22 protein-coding genes are annotated in these 24,453 nt (G+C 73.0%); 6 read left to right on the top strand and 16 right to left on the bottom strand.

Translation table 11 applies throughout. The features are described 5' to 3' along the window. Positions 1-472 precede the first annotated feature (472 nt). From ABZ449_RS03680 to ABZ449_RS03670, 3 genes are all read right to left on the bottom strand, one after another. The gene (locus ABZ449_RS03680; protein WP_360339548.1) at positions 473-1,465 is read right to left on the bottom strand and encodes a zinc metalloprotease; all 993 of its coding nucleotides are present in this window, start codon (positions 1,463-1,465) and stop codon (positions 473-475) included. 513 nt (positions 1,466-1,978) lie between these two features. After that, positions 1,979-2,773: an ADP-ribosyltransferase gene (locus ABZ449_RS03675; protein WP_360339545.1), complete on the bottom strand. Its 795-nt coding sequence runs from the start codon at positions 2,771-2,773 to the stop codon at positions 1,979-1,981. A 275-nt stretch (positions 2,774-3,048) separates the two neighbouring features. Next, positions 3,049-4,983: an ABC transporter ATP-binding protein gene (locus ABZ449_RS03670; protein ID WP_360339542.1), complete on the bottom strand. Its 1,935-nt coding sequence runs from the start codon at positions 4,981-4,983 to the stop codon at positions 3,049-3,051. Positions 4,984-5,608: 625 nt separating this feature from the next. Between ABZ449_RS03670 and ABZ449_RS03665 the strand changes: the two genes are divergently transcribed. Beyond that, entirely contained in the window at positions 5,609-5,776 is a 168-nt protein-coding gene (locus tag ABZ449_RS03665) for a hypothetical protein (RefSeq protein ID WP_360339539.1), read from the top strand. A gap of 262 nt (positions 5,777-6,038) precedes the next feature. Here ABZ449_RS03665 and ABZ449_RS03660 read toward each other — a convergent pair whose 3' ends face one another. The 7 genes from ABZ449_RS03660 to ABZ449_RS03630 form a co-directional block, all read right to left on the bottom strand. Then, positions 6,039-7,361, bottom strand: coding sequence for a hypothetical protein (locus ABZ449_RS03660; protein WP_360339536.1), 1,323 nt, complete (start codon positions 7,359-7,361; stop codon positions 6,039-6,041). A 143-nt stretch (positions 7,362-7,504) separates the two neighbouring features. Then, positions 7,505-8,152 carry a 2'-5' RNA ligase family protein gene (locus ABZ449_RS03655; RefSeq protein ID WP_360339533.1) on the bottom strand — a complete coding sequence of 216 codons (648 nt, stop codon included), beginning with the start codon at positions 8,150-8,152 and terminating at the stop codon, positions 7,505-7,507. A gap of 161 nt (positions 8,153-8,313) precedes the next feature. After that, complete coding sequence (locus ABZ449_RS03650; RefSeq protein ID WP_360339530.1) at positions 8,314-9,171, bottom strand: DUF4184 family protein; 858 nt, start codon at positions 9,169-9,171, stop codon at positions 8,314-8,316. Positions 9,172-9,321: 150 nt separating this feature from the next. After that, positions 9,322-10,230 (bottom strand): hypothetical protein, encoded by a 909-nt coding sequence (locus tag ABZ449_RS03645; protein ID WP_360339527.1) that lies wholly within the window; start codon positions 10,228-10,230, stop codon positions 9,322-9,324. Further along, entirely contained in the window at positions 10,227-10,553 is a 327-nt protein-coding gene (locus tag ABZ449_RS03640; protein ID WP_360339524.1) for a PadR family transcriptional regulator, read from the bottom strand. The genes ABZ449_RS03645 and ABZ449_RS03640 overlap by 4 nt, the downstream gene beginning before the upstream one ends. Positions 10,554-10,640: 87 nt before the next feature. Then, on the bottom strand, positions 10,641-10,913 hold the full coding sequence (locus ABZ449_RS03635; protein ID WP_360339521.1) for a DUF2087 domain-containing protein: 273 nt from the start codon (positions 10,911-10,913) through the stop codon (positions 10,641-10,643). A gap of 190 nt (positions 10,914-11,103) precedes the next feature. After that, the gene (locus ABZ449_RS03630; RefSeq protein ID WP_360339518.1) at positions 11,104-11,556 is read right to left on the bottom strand and encodes a hypothetical protein; all 453 of its coding nucleotides are present in this window, start codon (positions 11,554-11,556) and stop codon (positions 11,104-11,106) included. Between the two features lie 311 nt (positions 11,557-11,867). On the opposite strand from ABZ449_RS03630, the gene ABZ449_RS03625 reads away from it, so the two are divergent. Further along, entirely contained in the window at positions 11,868-12,734 is an 867-nt protein-coding gene (locus ABZ449_RS03625) for an SAM-dependent methyltransferase (RefSeq protein ID WP_360339515.1), read from the top strand. Positions 12,735-12,786: 52 nt separating this feature from the next. Here ABZ449_RS03625 and ABZ449_RS03620 read toward each other — a convergent pair whose 3' ends face one another. Together ABZ449_RS03620 and ABZ449_RS03615 are read right to left on the bottom strand one after the other, a co-directional pair. Next, on the bottom strand, positions 12,787-13,548 hold the full coding sequence (locus ABZ449_RS03620; RefSeq protein ID WP_360339512.1) for a hypothetical protein: 762 nt from the start codon (positions 13,546-13,548) through the stop codon (positions 12,787-12,789). Between the two features lie 215 nt (positions 13,549-13,763). Beyond that, a complete protein-coding gene (locus ABZ449_RS03615; protein WP_360339509.1) occupies positions 13,764-15,815 on the bottom strand; it encodes a histidine kinase in 2,052 nt (683 codons plus the stop codon). A gap of 457 nt (positions 15,816-16,272) precedes the next feature. Here ABZ449_RS03615 and ABZ449_RS03610 point away from each other — a divergent pair, with 457 nt between their 5' ends. After that, positions 16,273-17,463: a CapA family protein gene (locus ABZ449_RS03610; protein ID WP_360339506.1), complete on the top strand. Its 1,191-nt coding sequence runs from the start codon at positions 16,273-16,275 to the stop codon at positions 17,461-17,463. 148 nt (positions 17,464-17,611) lie between these two features. Here ABZ449_RS03610 and ABZ449_RS03605 read toward each other — a convergent pair whose 3' ends face one another. From ABZ449_RS03605 to ABZ449_RS03590, 4 genes are read right to left on the bottom strand one after another with little or no spacing between them, the layout of a single operon-like run. After that, the gene (locus ABZ449_RS03605; protein WP_360339503.1) at positions 17,612-18,454 is read right to left on the bottom strand and encodes a class II fructose-bisphosphate aldolase; all 843 of its coding nucleotides are present in this window, start codon (positions 18,452-18,454) and stop codon (positions 17,612-17,614) included. Next, positions 18,445-19,395, bottom strand: a complete 951-nt coding sequence (locus ABZ449_RS03600; protein WP_360339500.1) for a 1-phosphofructokinase family hexose kinase — start codon at positions 19,393-19,395, stop codon at positions 18,445-18,447. The genes ABZ449_RS03605 and ABZ449_RS03600 overlap by 10 nt, the downstream gene beginning before the upstream one ends. Next, a complete protein-coding gene (locus ABZ449_RS03595; RefSeq protein WP_360339497.1) occupies positions 19,392-20,306 on the bottom strand; it encodes an ROK family protein in 915 nt (304 codons plus the stop codon). Before ABZ449_RS03595 ends, ABZ449_RS03600 begins: the two co-directional genes overlap by 4 nt. After that, entirely contained in the window at positions 20,303-21,175 is an 873-nt protein-coding gene (locus ABZ449_RS03590) for a sugar isomerase (RefSeq protein ID WP_360339494.1), read from the bottom strand. Before ABZ449_RS03590 ends, ABZ449_RS03595 begins: the two co-directional genes overlap by 4 nt. 214 nt (positions 21,176-21,389) lie before the next feature. Between ABZ449_RS03590 and ABZ449_RS03585 the strand changes: the two genes are divergently transcribed. The 3 genes from ABZ449_RS03585 to ABZ449_RS03575 all read left to right on the top strand — a co-directional run bounded on the left by ABZ449_RS03585 (position 21,390) and on the right by ABZ449_RS03575 (position 24,362). Further along, entirely contained in the window at positions 21,390-22,175 is a 786-nt protein-coding gene (locus tag ABZ449_RS03585; RefSeq protein ID WP_360340006.1) for a DeoR/GlpR family DNA-binding transcription regulator, read from the top strand. A 367-nt stretch (positions 22,176-22,542) separates the two neighbouring features. Beyond that, positions 22,543-23,802 carry an extracellular solute-binding protein gene (locus ABZ449_RS03580; RefSeq protein WP_360339491.1) on the top strand — a complete coding sequence of 420 codons (1,260 nt, stop codon included), beginning with the start codon at positions 22,543-22,545 and terminating at the stop codon, positions 23,800-23,802. Between the two features lie 5 nt (positions 23,803-23,807). After that, positions 23,808-24,362, top strand: coding sequence for a hypothetical protein (locus ABZ449_RS03575; RefSeq protein WP_360339488.1), 555 nt, complete (start codon positions 23,808-23,810; stop codon positions 24,360-24,362). Positions 24,363-24,453 lie beyond the last annotated feature (91 nt).

Genomic DNA, 24,453 nt, shown 5'->3' with positions numbered 1-24,453 from the left:
GATCGAGCGCTTGTCCGGCCGAACGGGTGGAACGGGCGGCGGCGGTACGCCACCCGGCCTCCCCGCCCGCCGAGGCGTCCGCAGCCGTTTCGTCAGCGGAACCAGGTCTGGCGTTCGACTTGGTCTGGCCCCCTTTCGAGCTGCTCGGCCCGCAGGACGGCGAAGTAGGCGTGGACCGCCATGGCGAGCGTGATGTGCCGGTACCAGCCCTGATGACGGCGGACCCGGTGGTCGTCCAGGCCGCACGCTCGTCCCTGGTCGGACGGGCCGGCTCGGCCGCATGAACGGCTTGCGCACCGGTTCGCCCGGAGCGAGTCACGGGAGTCCGCTCCGGCCCGTACGCGGGGGCTGTTGGCGCCGTTGGAGCGTGAGAACGGCCGGTACTGGCGGGTGCGCGGCGTCATCGCCACGCACCCGCCAGCGTCAGGGCGCGGTCGTCGGATCCGGGCGGACCGCCGGACCGGGTCCGTCGTCAGGCCCGGTAGGCGGCCCAGGCGGTGGACATCCGGGCGACCTGGCCCGCGGTGAACTGCGTCATGCAGGAGTCGTAGGTGTAGTCCATGAAGTTGTGGATCGGGTCGACGCCGGTGGCGGTGCAGGTGTCCCGGCCGGCCGGGCACTGGTAGGCGGCGCTCTTCTCGGCCGGAGTGTCGGAGACGTAGTCGCCCTGGCCGCTGCAGCCGCCCTGGAAGGTGTGGTACAGGCCGAGCCAGTGGCCGACCTCATGGGTGGCGGTGTCGCCCTCGTTGTAGTTGGAGGACGAGCCGCCGGGGAACGAACCGTCGAGTATGACCACGCCGTCATCGGTCGGGTTGGACCGGTAGCTGCTCGGGAACGTCGCCCAGCCGAGCAGCGACTGCCCGAGCTTGGCGCTGTAGATGTTGAGGGCGTTGGCGCCGCCCTTGCGCAGCGTGCTCTTCATCGACTTCTCGGCAGTGGAACCCGGCGTGACGCCGGAGTACCAGGTCGCGTTGTCGGTGTAGTCGGTGGAGACCAGCTGGAACTGGAACTGGCTGGGAGTGTTGCCCGCGCCCTGGCCGCCGTAGGCCGCGTTGAGGACGTCGATCTGCTTGGCGATGTCGGTGGCCGACAGCTTGCCGGTGGATCCCGAGTGGACGACGTGCATGTACACCGGGATGGTGGTGGCCGTCAGCGCGCCGGGGGCGAGGGCGCCGCCCTGGGTGGAGTTCGCCAGCTGGGCGACGCGGGCCTTGAGGTCCGCGTCCATCGCCTTGGCCTGCGCGTCGGTGACGGCGTTGGGCTCGTGGCCACCGGGGTTGCCGGCGGGCTTGCGGGCCGCGGCGTCGTCGTGGCCCGCATCCCCGACGCACTCGGTGGAGGCCGCGGCGGCGGTGGTGGCCGTGGTGGGGGCGGCGAACTGGGTGAGGCCGAGGGCTGCGACCAGCGCCGCTGCGCTGAGGAATCTGCCGGCGGCACGCGAGGGGACGCGAAGGGAACGACGCATCTGCGCTCCTGAGGGAGTTGTGGGGGACGACGGCCGAGGGGGACCGCCGCGCCAAGGCTACGCAGAGGTGCGTGTACGCGTCAGACTCGTTCCAGCCTGGAAGTTCTCACGGCAAATCGGACATAATCCGGAAGTTCTGGCGACGCGCGCCAGCCACACATGGAGTTTCTCCCGCGTCGCCCATGCGTACGGTACGAGCCCCGGAATGTCCAAAAGTTGACGCCACGTCTACCCGGTGGAGCAGCGCGACGGCCGGCGGCACGGGACGAACTCGACCAGCCGGATGCCTCCTCCCCAATCACCGCGCGGCACTTCAGGCCGTGGTGAGGCACGCACCCAACCGCACCGGTTGGTCCCGGGTACGGCCTCCGGCATGGCCGTGATGAGCGTGCGCTCGCGGACGAGGTCGGCATGGACCGCGGGCGGCTCGCAGCCGGGACGGTTGACCGACTACGAGCCGCCACTGGGCGGTCGGCCGAGATACCGCGCCGGCCGACGGCGGATGGCCTGCGGTCAGTGCAGCCAGGGCTGGTAGTCGGGGTTGTCCACGCAGCCGGACTCGACCAAGGAGACGGTGGCCCGGTCGACCGGGCAGGCCCGGCGGATGAAGTGCCGGTCCACGCCGCCGGGGAAGGCGACTTCGAGCTGGTCGGCGTACTGGTGCTGGTCCCCGATGGTCTTGTTGACGTCGATGCCGCCGGGGGCGTCGATGAAGTAGTCCCAGGGCACCTTCTTCCACTTCTTGTACAGCTCGGGGTCGTAGGTGGTGCTGACGTACGGTGAGGGCTGGTTCTGCAGGACGTAACTGGTGACGTCGTACTGGCCGTTGACGGTGTCCTTCGGGGCGAAGCCCTGCTCGAAGATGACGGACGGATCGCGGCCGTCCGAGCGGAAGAGCGGGTGGCAGTTCTTGCGCCAGTGCGGTGGGGCGGGGGTGATGCGGGGTACGTCCACCCGGCGGTCCACCGCGGCGTACAGCGGGTCCGGGCCCTGCGGGAGGTTCTCGAAGGTGCCGGCGGGGAGGGTGATGGCCGGCCGCCCGGCGCAGTCCTCGGCGCGCAGTTCGGCCTCGTCCGCGTAGTCGATCCGGCGTCCGTCCAGGAGGATGGCGACGGCCTCGGTACCGAGTTCGTGGATGATGACGCCGTCGCACTGGGGGCCGCTCCAGAGCCCCTCCCCGCTGGGGTCGAGGCAGCTGAACGGCGCGGCTCCGGTCGCGGCCGCAGGGGCGGCGACGGCCGGCATCTCGGGCGTGAGCACGACGGCGCAGGCGAGGGCAACTGCGCCGGAGGCGGCGCGAATTCGCATGTTGATCACGTTCGCTACCCTGGCCGTCCGTCGGCCCGGAGGTACCGCAACTCACCCGATCAAGGGCGTGTCCGCGGCCTCGGTTGACACTCCTGGCTGCCGGAGGCAGCGACCAATGGTGTGCCCCCCGGGGGCCGCCCGGGCCGTGCCCGTCGGGGGCACGGCCCTGGGCCTCCGGGACGTCGCCCCCTATCCAGCCGCCCCCTTCTCCTCGACGCGGTCATCCACGGTGCCGCCGCCGTGGGGAGCCGGGTCGCTCGGCGCGTCGACGTCGGTCACCGGCCGGTCTCCTCGTCCGCCTGGCCCGGCAGGGTCCGCTGGGCCGGGAGACCGGTGCGTTCGTTCTGCAGGTCCCACAGCTCCCTGAACCGGCCCGCCTCGTCGGCGACCAGCTCGGCGAACGTCCCCTCCTGGAGGACCTTTCCGTCTTCGAGCACCACGATCCGGTCGGCGACGGCCACGTTGGTGAGCCGGTGGGTGACCAGGACCACCGCCCGTTCGCGCGCGACCGCCCGCAGGTTCTGGAAGATCCTGTGCTCGGCGCGCGGGTCGAGGGCGGCGGTCGGCTCGTCCAGGACGAGCAGTCCGGCCTCGCGGTGGAACGCCCGGGCGATGGCCAGGCGCTGCCACTGGCCGCCGGAGAGCTCCTCGCCGCCCATCCACTCCACGGCCAGCAGGGTGGACAGGCCCCGGCGGAGCTTGGCGACGACGTCGGCCGCGCCGGAGGCGTCGGCGGCGCGCAGCACCGCCGCGTCGCCCTCGGCGGTGGGCTGGCCCAGCGTGATGTTCTCACGGCAGGTGAGCGGCCAGCGCGCGTAGTCCTGGGGTACGACGGCGACCTGGCGCCACAGGGCGTGCGGGTCGAGGTCGCGGGTGTCGTGCCCGTCCCAGCGCACCGATCCGGCGTCGGGCAGGTAGAGCCCGGCCAGGAGCTTGGAGAGGGTGGTCTTGCCGGAGCCGTTCTCCCCCACCAGGGCGAGGATCTCGCCGCGCTCGACGTGCAGGTTCACCCCGTCCAGTGCCTTGCGGTCGGAGGCGGGGTAGGCGTAGTCGAGGTCCTCCACCGCGATCCGCCGCGGTGCCTCGGGGGCGTCGGTGCCGCGTTGGGGCCGGTGGCCACCGGCGGTGTCGAGGAAGCTCGACCAGTCGTCCAGGTACATGCCGGTGCGGAAGAGGTCCGCGCCGTAGCCGACGATGCCGCGCAGGCTGGTGCCGACCGCGGTCAGGGCGAACACCGCCGCGCCGCCGCGCGGCAGGCTCATCCGGCCGGTGCTGACCAGCCACAGCATCGCCGCCCACACCACCGCGCTGCCGAGGCCGGAGGCGGCGGCCCCGATCACCGACACCCGGGCGCTCTGCATCGCCGCCCGGCGCGAAGTGGCGTCGAGCCGTCGGCCGACCTGGTCGTACTTGGTGAGCAGGAACTCGCCCATGGTGTCGGAGCGGACCTGGTCGGCGTTGCGCTTGAGGTGGATGTACCAGCGCAGGTTGGCCATGATCCGTCGGTCGGCGATCGCGGACCGGTTCGCCAGGAACTGCACCCGGGCGGCGTGCACCGACGCGATCCCCTGGGGCAGTGCCGCGAGCACCAGCAACGGCAGGAGGGCCGGGTGGAGCACGGTCAGCACGCCGGCCGCGCCGAGGAGCGAGGCGAGGGAGGCGAGCAGGTTCTGCGCCTCGCCGACGATGTCCACGCAGACCTCGGCGCCGCGGTCCGCGGCTTCCAGCTCGTCGTTGTAGCCGGCGTGGTCGTAGGCGGTCAGTTCGGCCGCCACGGTGGCGCGCAGCACCGCGGCTTCCGCCTCCCGGGAGATGCGCGGCGACAGGTGGATGGTGATGGTGCTGATGGTGATGCCCAGCAGGGAACGGGCGCCGGCCGCCGCCGCGATCACGAGGATCGACGGTGCCGCGTGGGCGAGCCTGTCCTCGACCCGGCCCGGGCCGAACAGCGCCGAGATCGTGCCGGTGGTCGCGAACAGGCCGGCCGCACCGAGCACCGCGGACACGGCCTGGCAGACCAGCAGCAGCGTGACGGAGGTGCGGTCGATGCGCCAGCCGAGGCGGAACGCGCGGACGACGAGCGCGGGCAGGCGACGGGCCATCGCGCTGACGCTGATCGCTTCGATCGCCTCGATGCGGCGTCCGTCGGCGAGCCACTGCAGTTCCTCGTCGGCGGCCTCGGCCGAGGTCGCCGCGGTCGTGGTGCTCAAACGTTCACCTCCTTGCTCGACGCGAGGCCCGCGAGGCCCGCGAGGGCCAACAGAGCCACCAGGGCTGCCGTGAGGGGCGGCGGGACGTGGATCGCCGGGTCGGGGTGACAGGCCACAGATCCTCCAGACGCGGAGCGGTGCGCGGACGCGCGGAAGCGCCGGACCCGGCCTCCGAGAGGAAAGCCCAAGTCTGCTTTCCTCAGGCTGAGTTGACGGTGTTCCGGGGGTCGTTGCGGGCGGATGGCGTCCGATGATGGTGCTGTTCGAAGGCGGCGTTCAAGCGGATTGCCTCCGGGCGAGCCCGGGTCGAACGGGGACTTTTCGAGCAGGTTCCGCATGCGGCCCGGAGCGTGATCCGGCCGCTCGCGCACGGGATCGGGAGGGCGGCGGAGCCCAGTGCGCAGGCGGCGAGAGCCTGTTCGAGTGGGGGCTTCCGGCCGGGTTCGAGGCGGCGGCGGACGCCGTGGTGGATGAGGAGGCCGGGCAGTGCGAGGCCGTCGCCGGATTCATCCGTTCGGCTGGTCAGCCGCCCGGCCAGGTTTCGGGGACCGGGCACGCCGGACCGGGCTGGGTCGGGCCGCGCGACCCGGCACCCATGTCAGTGCCCGCCGGTATGTTGCCGAGCATGACCACCGTGAACACCATGACCGCTTTCCCGACGGCCGCCGGACAGGCCATCGTGGCCGGGCACACCACCGAGACCCCGGCCCATGGCTCCGCCGCGGCCGTCGAGGTGGTCCCGCTGTGGGCCGCCCCCCGGTCCCCGGCCGCGCAGGCCCCCGCGAAGCGCTGAGTCGACCGGCAGCGCCCCGCCCGTTCCGCCGCCGTGGCCCCGCACCGTCCGCAGCCCGCACCGTCCGCAGCCTCGCACCGGTGGAAGACGCGCAGGTTCGCGGCGAGGCCGCTCGGCAGCGGCCGGGCCACCACCCACCCCGGCTCCGCGGGGGCCGACCGTGGCCCGACCTGCAGCCACGCCAGGTCCGTACCGTCACGACTCCACTCGCGCGCCTCTGCCTCGAACACGTCCTGCCGGTTCGACGGTTTCGACAGTGCGGTCAGTCCAGGTAGCCGGCCGTGCGGTAGCCGCCGCGGGCCGTACGATCCACCTCCGCGGCGCCCCACGTGTGGGGCACGGCCAGGTTCCAGCGGGCCCGCAGGATCGCGTGCTCCTCGCGGTTCCTGGTCACGTACCACTGCCCCATCCGACACCACGCCAGCGGCTCGTCGGCCTCCATGGCCACCGCCCGCACCAGTTGCGCCGCCTGCCGGGCCACCTGGTTCTCCAGCGCGGCGGCCTGCGCCTCCAGGTACTGGTTCATCCGGTAGGTGGCCTGGTCGCCGTGCTGGAACATGGCGTGCCCGGAGTCGGCGGACATGTGCAGCGTGCCGTGCTCCGAGGTCGCCACAGTGCCGCTGCGCACCACCTCCTCCGGGGAGTTCCGAGCGATCCCGCTGTTGAGCCGGTTGAGCAGCTTGGCCTTCTCGGGAGTGGCTTCCGGGATCTGGCCGCCGCCCGTGCCGCCCTGTGCGGAGTACACCTCGTGCAGGTCGTAGTCCCCGGTGTAGAGGTATTTCTTCCACCCCGCGAAGCTCTTCAGCAGGGCCAGCTCCGGGTTCTTGTCACCATCCGCGCCTACCTTGAGCGGCACGTACTCCTCGTGCCCGTCTCCGGTCTCGACGATCCCCAGGTCCCGGATCCCGTCAGGCGGATTGTCGATCCGTAAGCCGATCAGACCGTCTGCGCCCCAATGACCGACGAAACCGCTCAGGTCGTGCTGCTCCAGCCAGCGCAGCACGAGCTTGGGGTCGCCCTGCGCCTGCCCCGGCCCGGTGCCGTACTTCTTGCGCACGGACGACGGCTTGATGGACTTCTCCAGGATGGTGTGCGGCTTGGGCCTGGCCCCTTCCGCGATGCGCCGGATCGAGTGCTCCCCGGTCTCCCGGACGGCGATGGTGTACTTGTGCTTCCTGCAGACCTCGGAAACGGCGGCCCAGTGGTTCTCCCAGACGATCTTCTGTAGCTCCGACGACCGTGTGCCCGGTGTGACGGTCTCCCCGTCGTAGGTGGCGGCCCCACAGATCCGCAGCACGTTGTTCGGGTCCATCTGCACCCGCGGCCTTCGCGGCGTGGCGGCCTGGTCGCCCGTCACACGTTGGATTCCCAGCACCGCCCGGCGCTCGTCCGTGCCGGCACCCTCCCGCTGCTCCCCGATCATGCGTGCCGCCGCCGCGTTGCCGACGCTGCGCTGCAGCGCCTCGGCGCCCCGCGGTGGCACCGCCCCGGCTTCGGGCCGCCGTGCCCCGCCGTCGGACCGCCGGGCCGGGCTCGCGTCGCGGTGAGGACGCCCGGCCTGGTGCGCCTGTTCCCTCGAGTACATGCGGATCCCCCTCGGTCCCTTCCGTCCCTTTATAGCGGGATGTTCGCCGAACGTGGAGGGCGGTTCCGGCCTCACTCACGCAAATCGGCGTCTCCGCAGGTCAGTTCCGCACGGCGCTCGAACCGGCGCGGGGAACCCCTGCCCTACGCGTCGAGCGGGATCGTCGCCGCGGTGTCCCAACAGATCTGCCAGCCGGGAAGGTCCGCGCCGGCCACCGGGACGCGCTGCCAGTAGACCTCGTTGACGATGATCCGGCTCACGGTGAACGGGGCGTGGCCCGGCCGAACGCGATGGATGGCCTGCGCCAGCCCGTCGGTGTCGATGTCGGCGGCCGCGTAGGCGGCGGTCGCGTGGAGGATGCCGAGCGGGTACTCGGTGGAGTCGGGGCCGAGAACCCGGTGGAGGGCGGAGCGGACGCGGTGCTGGAGCGCGGCGGGTTCGCCGTCGGGATGGAGGTCGAGCCGGACGCCGGTGCGGTAGGCGATCGGTGAGCCGGCCTGCAGGGTGATCGCCCCGAATCCGGCTACCCCGGCCCGCAGTTCGGCAGCGAGGTCGCGGCGCTCGGTTCCGGTGATGGCGTCGGCCGGGGCGGAGGTGACCATGTCCAGGGTGATGTGCGTACGGTCGTCCGGCACCGCCAGGACGGGGTAGCCGACCAGGGCCTTGCGCAGGTCGGCGAGCAGGGCGTGCAGGGCCGATCCGGCGGCCAGGTCGGGCAGCGCGTACACCTGGAGGGCCCGCAGGCCGTCCGGCCAGGGCTGCCGTCCGAAGGTGGGGTGGAACGCTTTCACTTCGCCTCCTGGGTCGGGTTCGGTGGCGGCGCGGCGGGGGCGGGCCGGGCCCGGTCGGTTCCCCGGTGCTCAGCAGAACACGCGAGTCGGCCGGACGTCGCGAGAACGCGGTACCCGGGCGGATCGTGGACGAACCCGATCTCCGATCGAGCAACGTCTCGTCAATCGCCGAGAACGGGGCCGGCGCCGCTCGCACCGGACCGGGCTTCCGTGACGGCGTGACGGATCCACCACCCGAGGACGTAGAGGGTCAGCGCGGCGATCAGGCCGGCGCCCGCGCCCTTCGCCGCATCGGACAGCACGCCTTCGACCAGGGCGGCCGAGGACAGCCCGGCCGTCTCCGTCTCCCGGCCGGCGAGCCACCGCCAGGCGTGGGCGACGGCTCCGGCGACCGTGAACAGACCCATCGCGAGGACGACTTGGCGGCGCAGAACGCCTGTCGGCCGCCTGCGGTCCGGCCCGGGCGCTGCCAGGAGGCGGCCCCGTCCGCGCCAGGCGTACAGCGCGATGGCGGCCAGGCCGCCGATCGTGCTCGCGTGCTGCAGGACCCGCGCCCAGGTGAGGCCGCCCACCAGCGTGGCGGTGAGCCAGGGTGTGCGGGCGACCACGAAGCCGTCCACGTGGGTGAAGGCGTCCCAGACCAGGTGGGTGGCGATGCCGATCAGCGCGGACAGGACGACCCAACCGACCCGCCGGACCGGGACACCGGGTGGCCGTGACGACGGCGGCGGGGCGCCGGGCCCTGGGAGCAGGGACGCCAGCGGGCGCCGGGCGGCCCGGAGCAGTGCCCACAGCAGGAGCGCGTACGGCAGGGTGACGGTGACGGCGCCCGAAACACCGTGTGTGGTGGTGGCGTTGACGAAAGGCTCGTACCAGGACTGCGCACTGACGGGCAGGCCCGTGGTGGCGAGGAAGTACGGCAGGTCGGGTGCGACGGTTCCGGCGACCAGCGCCGTTCGCCTGAAGGGCCGCCGCATCAGGGGCAGTACCGCCGCGGGGTGGGACAGGGTGAACGGCATGGGCATCCTCTCGCGCGGACCCAATGGTCCGTCGAACGGAATGCTACGTCAAACGGACTATCAGGGGCGCGACCCTCCCCGCCTTCTTCGACCTCGGTGTTCGGCAGCGGCAGGCCACCCACAGCGTCGACCGCCCGGACTGACGGGAGCTCAGACCGAGGAACGTTCCCGGGTCCGCCGCAGCCGACCGGCGAACAGCGTGGCCACCACGGCTGCCGACACCACGGCCAACAGGCCTGCGAGGGCAGTCGGGTCACCCCACGCCGTGACGCAGGCGTGGGCGATCAGCGGCGGGGACGCCAGGACGACCGCCGCCGACTCGCGCCCGCCCCGCGTCCCGCTGCGCCAGGTCAGCACGACCCCGGCCGAGGCGAGGACGAGCAGCGGCCAGCACCCGTAGTCGGTGCTGACCCACGGCACCGCGTGGGAATCGATGAGCGCCCGCGGCACGAGCACGAGCGCGATCACGGCGCCGGCCGTGCCCGCCACCGGCCCGGCGCGACCGCGTTCCACCCTCCGGTCCGGCGGGCAGGCGAGCACCACGGCCGCCGCCAGCACCGCCGCCGCCGGGGTGGCGACGGGATCGCCGAAGGCCGGCCCGCTGACCACCGCGGCCAGCGCGAAGGAGAGCAGCCCGGCCACCGTGCACGGCACCCCTACCCGCCACCGTCCGGCAAGCGCCGACGCCGCCCCCACGAATACCGACAGGGACGACACCAGCAGCACGCCCCACGCCCCCGACAGGTCCGTTCCCAGTTGCAGCCCCACCGGGGCCGGGGAGGCGACGAGGCTCGCGTACCAGCGCAGCAGGTGCAGCCCGCACGCGGCGGCAGCGGCGGCCAGGGCGAAGGGGTAGGCCAGGCCCAGGACCCGCGCGACCGCAGCCGCCGGCCCGAGACCCAGCCGCATCCGCAGCGCGTGCGCCGCCAGACCCGCGCCGTCGCGCAGCCGCGATGCCAACGGCTCACCCGCCGTCATCTCCCGAAAGGTGGCGGCGATCTCCGCGCCGTGGGCCTGCCGGTAGGCGGCCGGATACAGCCGCACCACGTGGTCGATCACGTGGCGGACGGCGACGGGCGCGCGGCGGACAGTCGGCGACTGGCCTCCCTCGCCGTCTCGGCCAGCCGTTCGGCCTCCGCCGCCAACCGCTCCCGCCCCGCCGGGGACAGGGTGAAGATCCGCCGGGCCCGGCCGTCGACGATCTCCTCGCGGTCGATCTCGATCATGCCGTCGGCCAGCAGGCGGTCCAGGGCGCCGTACAGGGCGCCCGTGCGCAACGCGACACGGCCGCCGGTCATTGACTTGACCTCCTGCGCGATGGCGTACCCGTGCCGGGGTGCGTCGGCGAGGGCGGTCATCACCATCACGGTCGGCTCTTGCATCGCGCGCTCACTCACCCGACGAAGATAGTCACTCCGCCGGAGCATCTCAACGCGGCGACCGGTGAGGCCCGAGCGGGGCGGCGCCGCTCAGGCGTCACCGGTCGCGCGCCGGTAGCTGCGGCCGTCGCGGGTACGGGTGAGCCGGCCGCTCTCCACCAGGTAGCGGCGCAGCGCCGAGTGGTCGTCGTGCACGGTGCGCAGGGCCTCGTTGACCTCCGGTTCGCCGTACTCCCGCGCCGGTTCGAAGAGGGTGGCGGCGAGGTGGTCGAGCAGCGCTGCGCGGGGGCCCGTCCTGCGCGGGATCGCCGTCAGCCGGCCGTCCCGGAACAGGGCGGCAAGGTTCGCGGGCGGCTCGGACATCGTTCGCTCCTGTGCAGGTCGTGGGCGGTTCTTCGGCACTTCTTCCCGTGAGGCTGCCAGACCGCCGAGCCGTGGGTCATCCGGTTTTCCCGCCCCGGGAGGGCAGAAGGGTTCCTGGCGGCACCTCGAAGGTGTGTCACCTCGGCAGACCGCACGGGCCGGAGCATGGACCGGCGCCGCGGGCTGTGGGTCAGCGCACGGTGACGGTGAACACGGGCGAGGCGGTGCTTCCGCTGATGATGCGCAGCTCGTTCAGGCCCTCGATGCCGAGCTTCACGCCGAGGTTGTAGGAGCCGTCGCGGGCCGTGGTGACGGAGGCGGGCAGGGTGACCCACGCGCCGTTCTGCTTCTGCTGCAGGGTCACCGTGCTTCCGGCGGCGAGGCCGGTGGTCGTGCCGGTGACACGGAACAGCTCCCACGCGAGGACGGTGGAGACCGACGGCTTGGCGGTGATGCCGGCCTGCGCGGCGGTGGCCGCGGGCTGGGAGTCGGACACGGGCGGGGAGACGGGGGCGGGCGGGGAGACGGGGGCGGGCGGGGAGACGGGGGCGGCCGCCAGGGCGGTGCCCGCCAGGGCGAGGGAGATCGCGCTGAGGGTGGCCACGGCGGCCAGGCGCAGGGAGTTCCGCTGGGAGACGATCACGGGTGCACCCCTTTCCGGGGAGGATCCGGCCCGAAGGCACGATCGGTGCGACTCGGGCTCTGTCATCTGTGGAGACGCCCCGGCCCCCACTCGGGTTGTGGACGAAACGTCACCACTGCGCAACAGTAGGCGATTTGGTCGGCCGATGTCCGGACCGGTGAATCGGTCGCACCGGCCCTGCGGGCATCGGCGGAGGTCGGGCCGTCGTCGCGGCCGTGCGGCCGAGGGGATCGAGCGGACTTCCCGCGCGGCACGGGCGAGTTGGCTAGAATGCCGCGGGCCTGGCATGATCACCAATGAAGGGGCAGGGAATGAGCACCGACGAGACCGTCGCGACGGCCGCCGAGTTCGGATCAGATGAGTCGGCCGCCCTGCACATACGTCAGGACATTCCGCACAGCGCCCGGATGTACGACTACTTCCTCGGCGGCAAGGACAACTTCGCGGTCGACCGCGAAGCCGCCGAACGCGTCCTGACCGTCTTCCCCACCATGCGCACCGCGGTCCACGCCAACCGCGCCTTCATGCACCGCGCAACCCGGACCCTCGCCCGGCGCGGGTTGCGCCAGTGGCTGGACATCGGCACCGGCATCCCCACCTCGCCGAACCTCCACGAGGTCGCCCAGACCGTGGAACCGGCGGCCCGCGTGGTCTACGCCGACAACGACCCCGTCGTCCTGGCCCACTCCCGCGCCCTGATGACCAGCACTCCCCAGGGCCGTACCGCCTACGTCCACGGCGACGTCCACGACCCGGCCGCCATCCTGGCCACTCCCCAGGTCGCGGCGACCCTCGACCTCACGCAGCCCGTGGTCCTGTCGATGGTGGCCCTGCTCCACTTCGTCCCCGACCTCGCCGACGCCCACGCCATCGTCAAGCACCTCCTGGACCCGCTGCCGTCCGGCTCCGCGCTCGTGCTCTCCCACGCCACCGCCGAACTCGACCCGTCCGGCGCCACCAAGGTGCAGGAGATCTACAACCAGGCCGGCACCTCCCTCCGCCTGCGCCACAAGGCCGAGTTCGCCACCTTCTTCGAGGGCCTCGACCTTCTCAGCCCCGGCATCGTCCCCGCCCACCGCTGGCACGGCGACGAGGCCGACGCCCCCACGGACGCCCTCCCCGCGACCGTCACCGACGCCCAGGTCTCCTTCTACGCGGCCGTCGCCATCAAGCCCTGATGCGCACGGGGGCGGGCGCATGACGGTCCGTGGCGTGGTCACCGGCAGGTGGTCACGCCACGGTGACGCGAGAGCCGCCTGACACACCGTCCCCCGGACCGGGCGGACTCGACACCCGCATGGCCGGCGGTTCGATCCACCGAGCCGGGCGGCACGCGCCGGTGGCTGCCGGGCCGGATTCCGACGGACACACCTGTGCCCGGGCGGAGAGGATCGGCTTCCCGCGCTCCGGGCCCGTGTGGAGGTAGGCGTATTCGACGATCGTGAGCTCCCGGCCGCCGCCGAAGTCCACGAACCGCTGGTGCAGCGGCCCGAAGACGTGGTCGTCGTCGCCCTTGATCACGACCTTCCTCGCGTCGCCCGGGAAGACGGTGAAGATCGCCCACCCTCCGAGCCACATCGGTACCGGCCGGTCGACCAGGGAGTCGAGCGGCATGGCGACGACGACCTGGGTGATGCCGTCACCGTTCCTGATCGTGGCCAGGCACTCCACCTCGCCGTCCCCCAGCCACAGCACGGCCGCGTGGCTGCGTCCGATGCCGTTCTCGAGCACCACCATGTCCGTCAGAGCGGGCACCGGGCAGGAGTCCGGGCTCGCACCCGGTGCGGCCAGCCTGTCCACGATCCACTGCGCCGTGTCCGGGGCCGCCGGCGACAGCACCACCCCGTGTCCGGCCGGCGCCGGCCGCACGACGACGGTCGGCGAGGGCATCCCGCCGTCACCCCAGTCGCCACCGCCCTGCCCCGTACAGGCCGCAGCCCCCAGCGCCAGCACCGCGGCCGCGCACCCCGCCACCCACGTCGTCCGCCTCACTGCGCCTCCCCCGCGCCGCACTCTCCCCCAGTCTTCCCGCACCGGCGGCCGGGAAGCGTCAGCGAACGGCAACAACTGTGCGCCGACGGCCAGTTGACGGATCATCCCCACCCTCCCTGGGAGGTGTCACCGGCGGCAACCGTTCTCGTGGTCACGGCCCTGCGATCCGGCGGGCGGGGCGTCCGTCACGGGTGAATGATCAGCGCGGCAGGGGCTCAGGACTCCGCACCCGCTCGCCCGGCGGCGCGGTCGGCCTCGCCGCGCGGGAAGACGGCGCGGACGACCGCGCCGACGGCACCCACGGGGGCGTTGCCGGCGGTGAAGGTGCCGCCGAGCTCCTCGGCACGCTCGGCCATGGAACGCAGGCCCACGCCGGAGGTGGAGGCGTGGTCGGGGAAGCCCGTGCCGTTGTCGGCGACCTCGACGGTGACCCGGTCGGGAAGGACGTGGAGGCCGAGCCGGGCGACGGTGGCACCCGAGTGACGGACCGCGTTGTTCAGGGCCTCGCCGCTGATCCGGTAGACGGCGACCTCGACGGCGGCGGAGAGCGCGGGCAGCGGGTCGGGGCGCAGGTCGAGGGTGACCCGCAGCGACCGGCTGCCGAGGGTGTCGGCGAGCCGGCGGAGCGCGTCGGCCAGGTCCCTGCTGTCGAGGGGGCCGGGACTCAGGCCGTCGGTGATCCGCCGGAGTTCGGTGATCGCCTGGCCGATGCCCGTGGAGGCCTCGGTGAGCGAGGCTCCGACCTCAGACTCGTCGGACAGGTCGGCACTGGCGGCATCGATGCGCAACCGCAGGCCGGAGAGGGCGGGGCCGAGGCCGTCGTGGAGGTCGTGGCGCAGGCGGCGGCGCTCCTCCTCGCGGGCCAGCACGAGCTGCTCGCGGCTGGCCTGGAGATCCTCGTAGAGGCCGAGCGAGGCGATCGCCGGTGAGGCCTGGTCCGCGACGAGGCGCAGCACCTCGCGGTCCTGCCGGTCCAGCTCGGACTGCCCGAGGCGCGGCGGCACCAGCAGCTCGCCGATCTCGGCGCCCTCGTAGGTGAGCGGAAAGCGCACGCCGGGCGGGTCGAGCGTCCCGAGCCGGGCCAGCTCGCGCAACCCGCTCCGGGTCCGCACCCGGACCGCGGCGGCCGGCAGTCCGAGGGCTTGCACCACGGTCCGGCAGAGCAGCGGAGGCGCGTCCGCCGGGTTGACGGCGTGGCTCATCCGCTCGGCCAGTTGCCGGACCAGCTGATAGGGGTGGGCCCGCTCGCCGTAGTAGTACCGGTCCACCGCACGCCCCACGCCCCGGGCGGCCGGTCGCAGCGAGGCGCCCAGGAGCCCGGCCGTCGCCACCTGCCACCAGTGCGCACCGGGTCCGGTGCCGTGCAGGCGGTGCGTCAGGTAGGCGGCGAGCAGAACCACGACGAACAGCAGCGCGCAGTACGCGAAGGCGGCCAGGTACCGCCGGGTGACCCGGTCCAAGGAGAGTTGGCGGTCGCGGCGGAAGGCGACGATCGGCACCAGCATCCAGGCGGCCTCACCGGCCACGATGACGGCGTAGGGCAGCCAGGCGGGGTAGTCGCCGACGTAGTGCGGGACGGCGGCCAGCGCGGCCCAGACGACGTAGGCGGCCATCACCACCCGGAGGTACGGGTGCGGTCCGGGCAGGCGCCACCAGCGGACCGCGGCCACCGTCAGGGTGAGCACGAGGCTCGCGGCGAAGAGGTCGAAGGTGTACGGGCTGAGCCACCCGTCCAGCCAGGCGTACAGCGCGGTGCGGTGGAGCGGGTTCGGCAGACCGTACCACTCGGGCACCCGGGCGGTGTCGGCGAAGGCGAGCAGGGCGCTCCACGCGGCCACGAGGACGGTGACGCAGCGCCAGATCCCGCCGGGCAGCCGGGCGTCGGGGAGCCAGAGCGGGAAGCCGACCACCACGAAGGCGTTGGCGATGTCGGCGACCAGCACCACCGCCGCGATGGCCGCGACGACCGCCGGCCCGGCTCCGGCGAGCGCGGCCGCCAGCAGCAGCACCATGCGCAGCACCTGCAGCAGACCGGCGGCCAGCAGCAACGCCCCCAGGGCCTGGCCGTTCCGGTTGACCACCAGGAACAGGCCGGCGAGCGCGAAGGTCAGGCCGACCGCGACCCAGACGCCGTCGAAGAAGTAGCGCTCGCTGACACCCGGCACCCCTGGGTGGGTGAGTGCGAGGAGCGACCACACGGCCGCGCACAGCAGCGCGGTCCCGGCGGTCGCGAGGGCCGTGGCGACGCCGGCACCGGTCCCTTTCATCCGCACCCACCTCCGTGACCCGCCCCATGCTGCCCGGCCCGCCGTCCCGGCCGCACGGGCCACCGGTCCCGCACCGGCCCGGCCGGTCCGGGACGCCGACACGGGCCCGTCCCCCGCCTCTCGGACAGCACATCGGCCGGGGCACCGTACAGCCACTCTCCACGGCGGCCCGGTCGGCGGCCACCTCAGCGCCGTGACGGCCACCCACCCCCGGCGACCGGGGTCTGCTGTTCGGCCTCCTCCCCGAGGGCCCCGGCCTGCCCCGGCCCGCTCCCGGCCCGCCCGCGTCGAGCCACCGCCCCGGGAGGGCCGGCTCGCACGGTCCACAGCGCCGTCCCGACGTCACGTGACGTCGGCTGGCCCCGACGGGTGATCCCAGGGCGCGGGTTCCGCATCGTCCGGCCGACGGCTCGCATAGTCGGACCGTCACACCAGCCGATCATGGGACGAGCCGAGCATGCGATTTCCGTGCCGAGAGGTTCTCACAGCCGCCACCGCCCTGCTGCTCGCCCTTCCGGGGTGCGGGGCACCCCGGACAGGGCAGACCGCGCCGTCGCCGACGCGGGACCCGGGCTCCGCGGCCACGCCGACCCCGTCGGGGCCGAAGGCGTTCACCCTGGTCGCGACGGGGGACGTCCTGCCGCACACCGAGATCATCCAGCAGGCCAAGGAGGACGCCGGAGGCGACGGCTACGACTTCACCCGGATGTTCGCCGGGATCAAACCGGTCATCGGTGCCGCCGATCTGGCCATCTGCCACATGGAGACGGTGTACGGCGCCGACGGCGGGCCCTTCAGCGGTTACCCGTCGTTCAAGTCGCCCCCGCAGGTGGCCCGGGCGCTCAAGGACGCCGGATACAGCTCCTGCGACACCGCCTCCAACCACACGCTCGACGACGGGCCGGACGGCATCCGGCGCACGCTCGACGCCATGGACGCCGTCGGCCTGAAGCACACGGGTTCCGCGCGCAGCGCCGACGAGGCGGGCGTGCCCGCGCTGCTCACGGCAGGCGGCGCCACGGTGGCGCAGCTCGCCTACACCTACGGCACCAACGGCATCCCGCTGCCGAAGGAACGGCCCTGGGCGGTCAATCTGATCGACCGGGAGCGGATCCTCAGCGACGCGAGGACGGCCCGGGAGCGAGGCGCGGACATCGTGGTGGTCAGCCTCCACTGGGGCAACGAGTGGCAGGACGCCCCGAACGAGCAGCAGCTCGCACTCGCCCGGGACCTGGCCGCCGGGCAGAGCCCCGGCCGGCCCGACATCGATCTGGTCCTCGGCACCCACGCCCACATCCCGCAGGCGTACGAGAAGATCAACGACACCTGGACGGTGTACGGCCTGGGCGACCAGCTCGCCGGACACATGTTCAACTACACCGGCGCGGAGGACCCGCGCGGGAACTGGAGCTCGATCGCCCGGTTCACCTTCTCGCCGCCGGCGCGGCCCGGCGAACGATGGGCCGTCACCAGAGCCGAGTTCCTCCCGCAGCTGACGGACCTCGGCCCGCCCTACCGAGTCCTCGACCTGGCCGAGGCCGTCCGGCACGACCCCGGCCGCGGCGACTACGCCCGGGCCCTGGACCACATCCGGTCGGTCGTGCTGAGCCGCGACGGCGCCTCGGCCGGGTTGACCATGGCGTCCTGACCGGACGGAAGAGGAACCCTCCGGGCGTTCCAAGGCCCGCCGACGGCGCTCACCGCACCGCGCCGGAGCAACGCCGGCGTCCGCCCGTCCCCACTTCGGGAGGAGGCGGACGCCGCTCGGGCTGCGGACGGCCGACGCCGCTCACGGCTCAGGCCGCCGGTGGCGCCGCCTTGAGCACGCCGAGCAGGCGGGCGACTTCCGTGGCCACGGCTTCCCGGGCCGGCCCGAGGTAGCGGCGGGTGTCGACCAGTCGGGCGTCTGCGGCCAGGGCCCGACGGACGGCGGTGCTGAACACCCGGTTGAGGTGGGTGGCGATGTTGATCTTGGTCATGCCCGCTTCCACGGCGGCGGTGAGGTCCTCGTCCGCCACCCCCGACGAGCCGTGCAGCACGAGCGGGACGGGGACGGCCTCGCGCAGCCTCCCGATGAGCTCGAAGTCGAGGGCCGCGTCACGGGTGAGCATGGCGTGGGAGGTGCCGACGGCCACCGCGAGCGCGTCCACGCCGGTGGCGGCGACGAAGGCCGCCGCCTCGGCGGGATCGGTGCGCACGCCCGGTGCGTGGACGCCGTCTTTGCCGCCGACCTCGCCGAGTTCGGCCTCGACCCAGACACCGGCGGCGTGGCAGTGCGCGACCACCTCGGCAGTGGCACGCACGTTCTGCTCGTAGGTGAGCACGGAGGCGTCGAACATCACCGAGGTCATGCCCAACTCCACTGCTTCGTGGACGAGTTCGACGGAGGTGGCGTGGTCGAGGTGGACCGCGACCGGCACCTCGGCGGCGCGGGCGACGGCGAGCGTGGCAGCGGCGATCGGTGCGAGGGCACCGTGGTAGCGGACGGCGTTCTCGCTGATCTGCAGGACGACCGGGGCACCGGCGGCCTCGGCACCGGCGACGATCGCCTGGGCGTGTTCGAGCTGGATGACGTTGAACGCGCCGACGCCGCGCACGGCATCGGTGGCGGTGATCGCGCCGGTTCCGGTCAGGGGCACGGGTGCGGCTCCTCAGCTGCGAAGGGGGCGAAGGGGCGGACGGCCACACGGGACCGCAGGGCCCGGTGGACGTCGGGGTCGAAGTCGCCGGCCAGCGGTGCGGCGACGGCGGCCGCGGACAGTGCCACAGCCTCGGCCAGCCGGCCGGGCCAGGGGGCACCGGTCGCCAGGCCGAGGGTGAGCGCGGCGACCGCGGCGTCACCGGCGCCGGTGGGGTTGCCGGCCAGCCGCGCGGGCGGGCGGGCGCGCCAACTCCCTTGTGACGTCACGGCGATGAGGCCGTCCGGGCCGAGCGAGGCGACCACCGCGCCCGCTCCTGCGGCGTGCAGCGCACGGGCGGCGGCCACCGGGTCGCTCAGGCCGGTGGCCGCGGCGAGTTCGTCCGCGTTCGGCTTGACCAGGGCCGGTCCGGCCGACAGCGCCGTGCTCAGCGCCGCCCCGTCGGCATCGAGCACCGCCGGCACGCCGCGGGTGTGCGCGAGCCCGAGCAGACGGGCGTAGGCGTCCTCGGGGACGCCGCGCGGCAGGCTGCCGGCGAGGACCACCGCCGTGGCGTCCGCCAGCAGTGCGTCCAGGTGGTCGAGGAACCGCGCCCATTCCTCGGCTCCCACCACCGGACCGGGTTCTAGCAGGATCGTGGTGTCCCCGGCGCTCTCCTCGACCACGGCCACCGTCCGCCGGGACTCCCCCGCGATCGACAGCATGCGGTCGGCCAGACCGGCGGAGGCCAGTTCGGCGCGGATCGCCCGACCGGTGAGTCCGCCGGCCAGGCCGGTGACCACGGCCGGGTGGCCGAGGGCGTGCAGGATCCTGGCGACGTTGACGCCCTTGCCGCCCGCGCGCTCGGCCACCGCCCGGACCCGGTTGCTGCCGTGCGGGCGCAGCCGGTCCAGGTGGTGGGTGATGTCCAGCGCGGCGTTGAGCGTGACGGTGAGGATCACGCCGCCGCTCCCTCGTCCAGGAGGTCCTGTGCGAGCAGTCCGGCGCCGAAGCAGCCCGCCTCGTGCCCGAGTTCGGCGGGTACGAGTTCCGGCATCGTCTGGAAGGTGAGTCGCGCCGCCAGAGCCGCCCGCAGGGCCCCGAGGTACGGCTCGCCCGCTCGGGCGAGGCCGCCGCCGATCACGATCCGCTCGGGGTCGAGCAGGGTGACCGTGCTCGCCAGGCCGTCGGCCAGCGCGTCGACGGCCTCCTGCCAGACGGTGGCGGCCACGCGGTCCCCGGTGGCGGCGCGCTCGCCGACCTGCCGGGCGGTGACGCCCGCCGCCCCGGTGGCGGCGGCGTAGCGGCGGGCGACGGCGGCCGCCGAGGCGAGGGTCTCCACGCAGCCGCGGGTACCGCAGGCACAGGGCTCCCCGTCGGCGCGGATCACCAGGTGGCCGAGCTCGCCGGCGCGGGTGTGGCTGCCGCTCAGCGGCCGCCCGTCGACCATCAGCGCGGCCGCGATGCCGGTGCCGACGGGGACGAAGAGGAAGTCGCGGCTGCCGCGCCCGGCCCCGGCCCTGGCCTCGGCGATGCCGCCGGCCCGTACGTCGTGCCCGAACGCGACCGGGATGCCCAGGTGTTCGGACAGCCTCTGCCGGACGGGCAGGTCGCGCCAGCCGAGGTTGGCGGCCAGCACCGCGGTGCCGGCCGCCTCGTCGACGATGCCGGGCACGGCGACCCCCGCGGCGGCGGGGCGGAACCGCTCGGCGAGTTCGGCGGCGCAGTCGAGGACGGTCTCCAGCACGGCCTCGGGGCCGCGCTCGGCCCGGGTGTACCAGCGCGCGGTGTGGCACAGTCCGCCGTCCCGCGCCACCGCCGCGCCCTTGATGGAGGTGCCGCCTACGTCGAGGGCGATCGCCGTGGCGCTCACGGCCGGGTGAGCACGATGGATCGGGTGAGGTTGCGCGGCTGGTCGGGGTCCAGGCCGCGGCCCTTCGCCAGTTCGACGGCGAGCCGCTGGGCGCGGATCAGGTCGGCCATCGGGTCCAGCGTGCTCACCGACACCACGGCGCCGGTCGGCCGGACCTGGTCCACCAGTCCGGTCGGCGGCTCGCCGAAGAACCACACCACGCTCTCGGGCCCGGTGACGCTGATCGGGCCGTGCCGGTACTCCATCGCCGGGTAGGACTCGGTCCACGATCCCGAGGCCTCTCGCAGCTTGAGAGCCGCCTCGTTCGCCAGACCGACCGTCCAGCCGGCCCCGAGGAAGGTGAACTGGCCCGCCGCGGTGGCCCCTTCGGGCAGCGGGTCGGTCAGGGCCCGCTCGGCGTGCGCCGCCAGGTCGGCGGGGGCGAGGCCGAGGTGGCCGCGCAGCAGCGCCAGGGCGGTGGTGGCGAAGCGGGTCTGCACCACCGACTTCTCGTCGGCGAACTCCAGGTCGACCACGGTGTTCGCGGCCGTGCTGATCGGGGTGGAGAGGTCGCCGGTGAGCGCGACGGTCGGTGTCGCACCGCAGTGCTCCAGGGCGGCCAGCACCTCGGTCGTGATGCCCGAGCGGGTGACGGCGACGACGCGGTCGTAGCCGCGGGCGGCGGGGAACTCGGAGGCGGCGAAGGCGTCGGTCTCGCCGAGGCCGGCGCCCTCGCGAAGGCCCGCGTAGGCCTGCGCGATGTAGAGCGAGGTGCCGCAGCCGATCACGGCCACCCGCTCGCCGCGCTCCGGCAGCCCGGCGGGCTCCAGTTCCAGTGCCTTGCGCCAGCACTCCGGCTGGCTGGCGATCTCCCGCTCGACGTGACTCATCAGGGCTCTCCTCGCTGGGGGCACGGATGGTGCTCGGGATCGGTCACACCGAGCACTGCTCCACGCTGCAAGCATCTGCTTGAAACTGCTCTATTCATAGCTCAACGCGTCATCTCTGAGCAATACTGCTCCACCAGGAGGATCACGCAGCACCCCGGTCGGTGATGACCGGCGGACTAGGCTCGTGACCAGGGACGACCGAGGAGGAGTGATGATGAGCCCGGACGAGCGATGGTCGCGGCTGCTGGAGATCCTCGGTGATCGGGGCCGGATCGACGTCATGACGGCGGCCGGGCTGCTGGGCGTCTCCGCGGCCACCGTGCGCCGGGACATGGACGAACTCGCCCGCCAGCAGTTGCTGACCCGCACACGCGGTGGCGCGGTGCCGAGCGAAGTCGCGTACGACCTGCCCCTCCGCTACAAGACCGCGCGTCAGGCCGGCGAGAAGCAGCGCATCGCGAAGGCCGCCGCCGCACTCGTCCCGCCGGGCGCGGTGGTCGGGCTCAACGGCGGCACCACCACCTCCGAGGTGGCCCGCGAGCTCGCCACCCGCACCGACCTGGCCGGGCAGGGCGGCCGGACCGCGCTGACCGTGGTGACCAACGCGATCAACATCGCCAACGAGCTGGCGGTGCGCCCGCACGTGAAGACCGTGGTCACCGGCGGTGTGGCCCGGCCCCAGTCCTACGAGTTGATCGGCCCGCTGGCGACCATGATGCTGCAGGCGATCTCACTGGACTACGCGATCCTCGGCGTCAACGCCGTCGACCCGCGGTTCGGCGCGGCCACCCACGACGAGGGCGAGGCCGGCGCCAACCGGGCCATGGCCGAGCGGGCGGAGCGGGTGATCGTGGTGGCCGACTCCACCAAGCTCGGCAAGCGGGCGTTCGCGCAGGTCTGCGACACCGGCACGATCGATGCGCTGGTCACCGACACCGACGCCCCGGACGAACTGGTGGAACGGTTCACCGCCCGCGGAGTGGACGTCCATCGCGCGTGAGCGCCCGCGCGCGAACCGGGGCCTGCCGGCCCGGCGTGACAGCACCCGTCCGGTCGGGGTGCGGGAGATCCCTTCGCGCTGACTGATGTTGATTCGACAGCCGCTCCACGCGGCAGATTCGATCATGGGCGGAGCGACGTTCGGGGCCGGGCGCCTCGCGCCAGGACGCGTATCCGCCCCTCCTGCCGAACTGCAACGCTTCGGTAACGCGGCTGGCCTGCCGCGATGACGGCGGGGCAAACTCTCCTTCGCACCCCTGCTCGATGTTGAGCGAATAACGACGACATGGAGCACATTCACGCAACTCGCGCCATCCCTCACTCGGGCCGCCACCGGGTCGGCCCCAGCTGCAAAGGCGGTATCAAAGATGAAGCAGCGTCTTCTCGCCCTGTCGGCGGCCACTGTGGCCGGAACGCTCGCGCTGTCGGGATGCAGCAAGGGCTCGGGCTCCGGCACCACCTCCGCCGACGGGGTGACGACGATCAGGTTCGTCGCCGCCGACTACGGATCCAACGGTCAGAACCCGACGCAGGCGTACTGGCAGGGCGTGATCTCCGCCTTCGAGCAGCAGAACCCCAGGATCAAGGTCGACCTGCAGGTCATCAACTGGAACGACATCGACACCCAGGTCAAGACCATGGTGCAGAACGGCAACCAGCCGGACGTCCTGCAGACCGGCGGCTACGCCGACTTCGCCAAGAACGGCCAGCTCTACCCGGCCCAGGAGGTCCTCTCCGCCGCCACCACGGCGGACCTCCTCCCCGCGATGGCACAGGCCGGCGAACAGGACGGAACCCAGTACGGCATCCCGTTCGTCTCCAGCGCCCGGATGTTCCTGCTCAACAACGCCCTCTTCAGGAAGGCCGGCCTCGACCCGGCCGACCCGCCGAAGACCTGGGCCGACCTCACCGCGGCCGCCACCGCCATGAAGAACGCCGGGGTGGAGATCCCGCTCGGCGTGCCGCTGGGCAAGGAGGAGGCGCAGGGCGAGGCGTTCATCTGGATGCTGGAGAACCACGGCGGCTACCAGGACGCCAAGGGCAAGTACACCATCGACTCGCAGGCCAACATCGACACCTTCGGCCAGCTCAAGAGCTGGGTGGACGCCGGCCTGACCGAGCAGAGTCCGGCCTCCGTCAACCGCACCGACCTGGCCAAGGACTTCGCCTCCGGCAAGGTCGGCATGCTCAACGGCATCCCCACCCAGCTGAACGACGTCAAGGACATGGACGTCACCTGGGCCCCGATGCCGAGCAAGGACGGCACCGGCAAGGCCACCCTCGGCGTCGCCGACTGGGTGATGGCCTTCAAGAAGGGCGGCCACAAGGACCAGATCAAGGCCTTCCTCGACTTCGCCTACAGCAAGGACAACACGGTGAGGTTCGACAAGGAGTACAGCCTGCTGCCGGTCACCCGGTCCGCGCTCACCGCACTCCAGGCCGACCCGGACGAGAAGGCGCTCGCGCCGTTCCTGCAGATCCTGCCCTCCGCCACCTTCTACCCGCTCAGCGACCCGACCTGGCCGGCCGTCTCCGCGCAGGTCAAGACCCAGATCGGCAGCGCGGTCAGCGACCCGAAGAAGGCCCTCGCCGCGCTCCAGCAAGCCGCCCGGCAGGCCGGCGAGTGACCCGGGTGACCGCGCAGGGAATCCCCACCGTGCCCTCCACCGGCAGTACCGACACCCGGCCCGGCGCCCCCGCCCGGCCGGCCCCGCCCGCGGGCCCGAAGTCCAGGCGCCGCCCCCTGTTCGATCGGCTCGGGCCACTGCCCTGGCTGGCCCCGGCCATCGTGCTCATCCTCGGCGTGGTCGTGTGGCCGGTCATCGAGATGGTCACCACCTCACTACGCAGGATCGACACCACCGGCACCGACCACGGCCCGGCCGGCCTGGTCAAGTACCACAAGCTCTTCGACGACCCCCGCCTGCCCGCCGTGCTCACCTGGACCGCCGTCTGGACGGTCGTCGTCGTCGCTCTGACCATGCTGATCTCGCTCGCGCTGGCCCAGCTGTTCAACCAGAACTTCCCCGGCCGCCGCGTCACCCGATGGGCGCTCATCGCCCCCTGGGCCGCCTCCGTGCTGATGACCGCGATCGGCTTCCGCTGGATGCTCGACCAGGTGGCCGGCGTGTTCAACCGGCTCCTGCTCGACCTCGGCCTGATCGACCACCCGCAGGCCTGGCTCTGAGCTGCACTGATCTTCGTGGAGTCCTTGAAGCCTGGGTTACGATCCAGGCGTAAGGAGAACCACCTGCAGTGCCAGCACCCCGTAAGTACCC

The organism is Kitasatospora sp. NPDC005856, from assembly GCF_040629945.1.
Classification (GTDB): domain Bacteria; phylum Actinomycetota; class Actinomycetes; order Streptomycetales; family Streptomycetaceae; genus Kitasatospora.
This window is presented reverse-complemented; position numbering and strand designations above follow the sequence as displayed.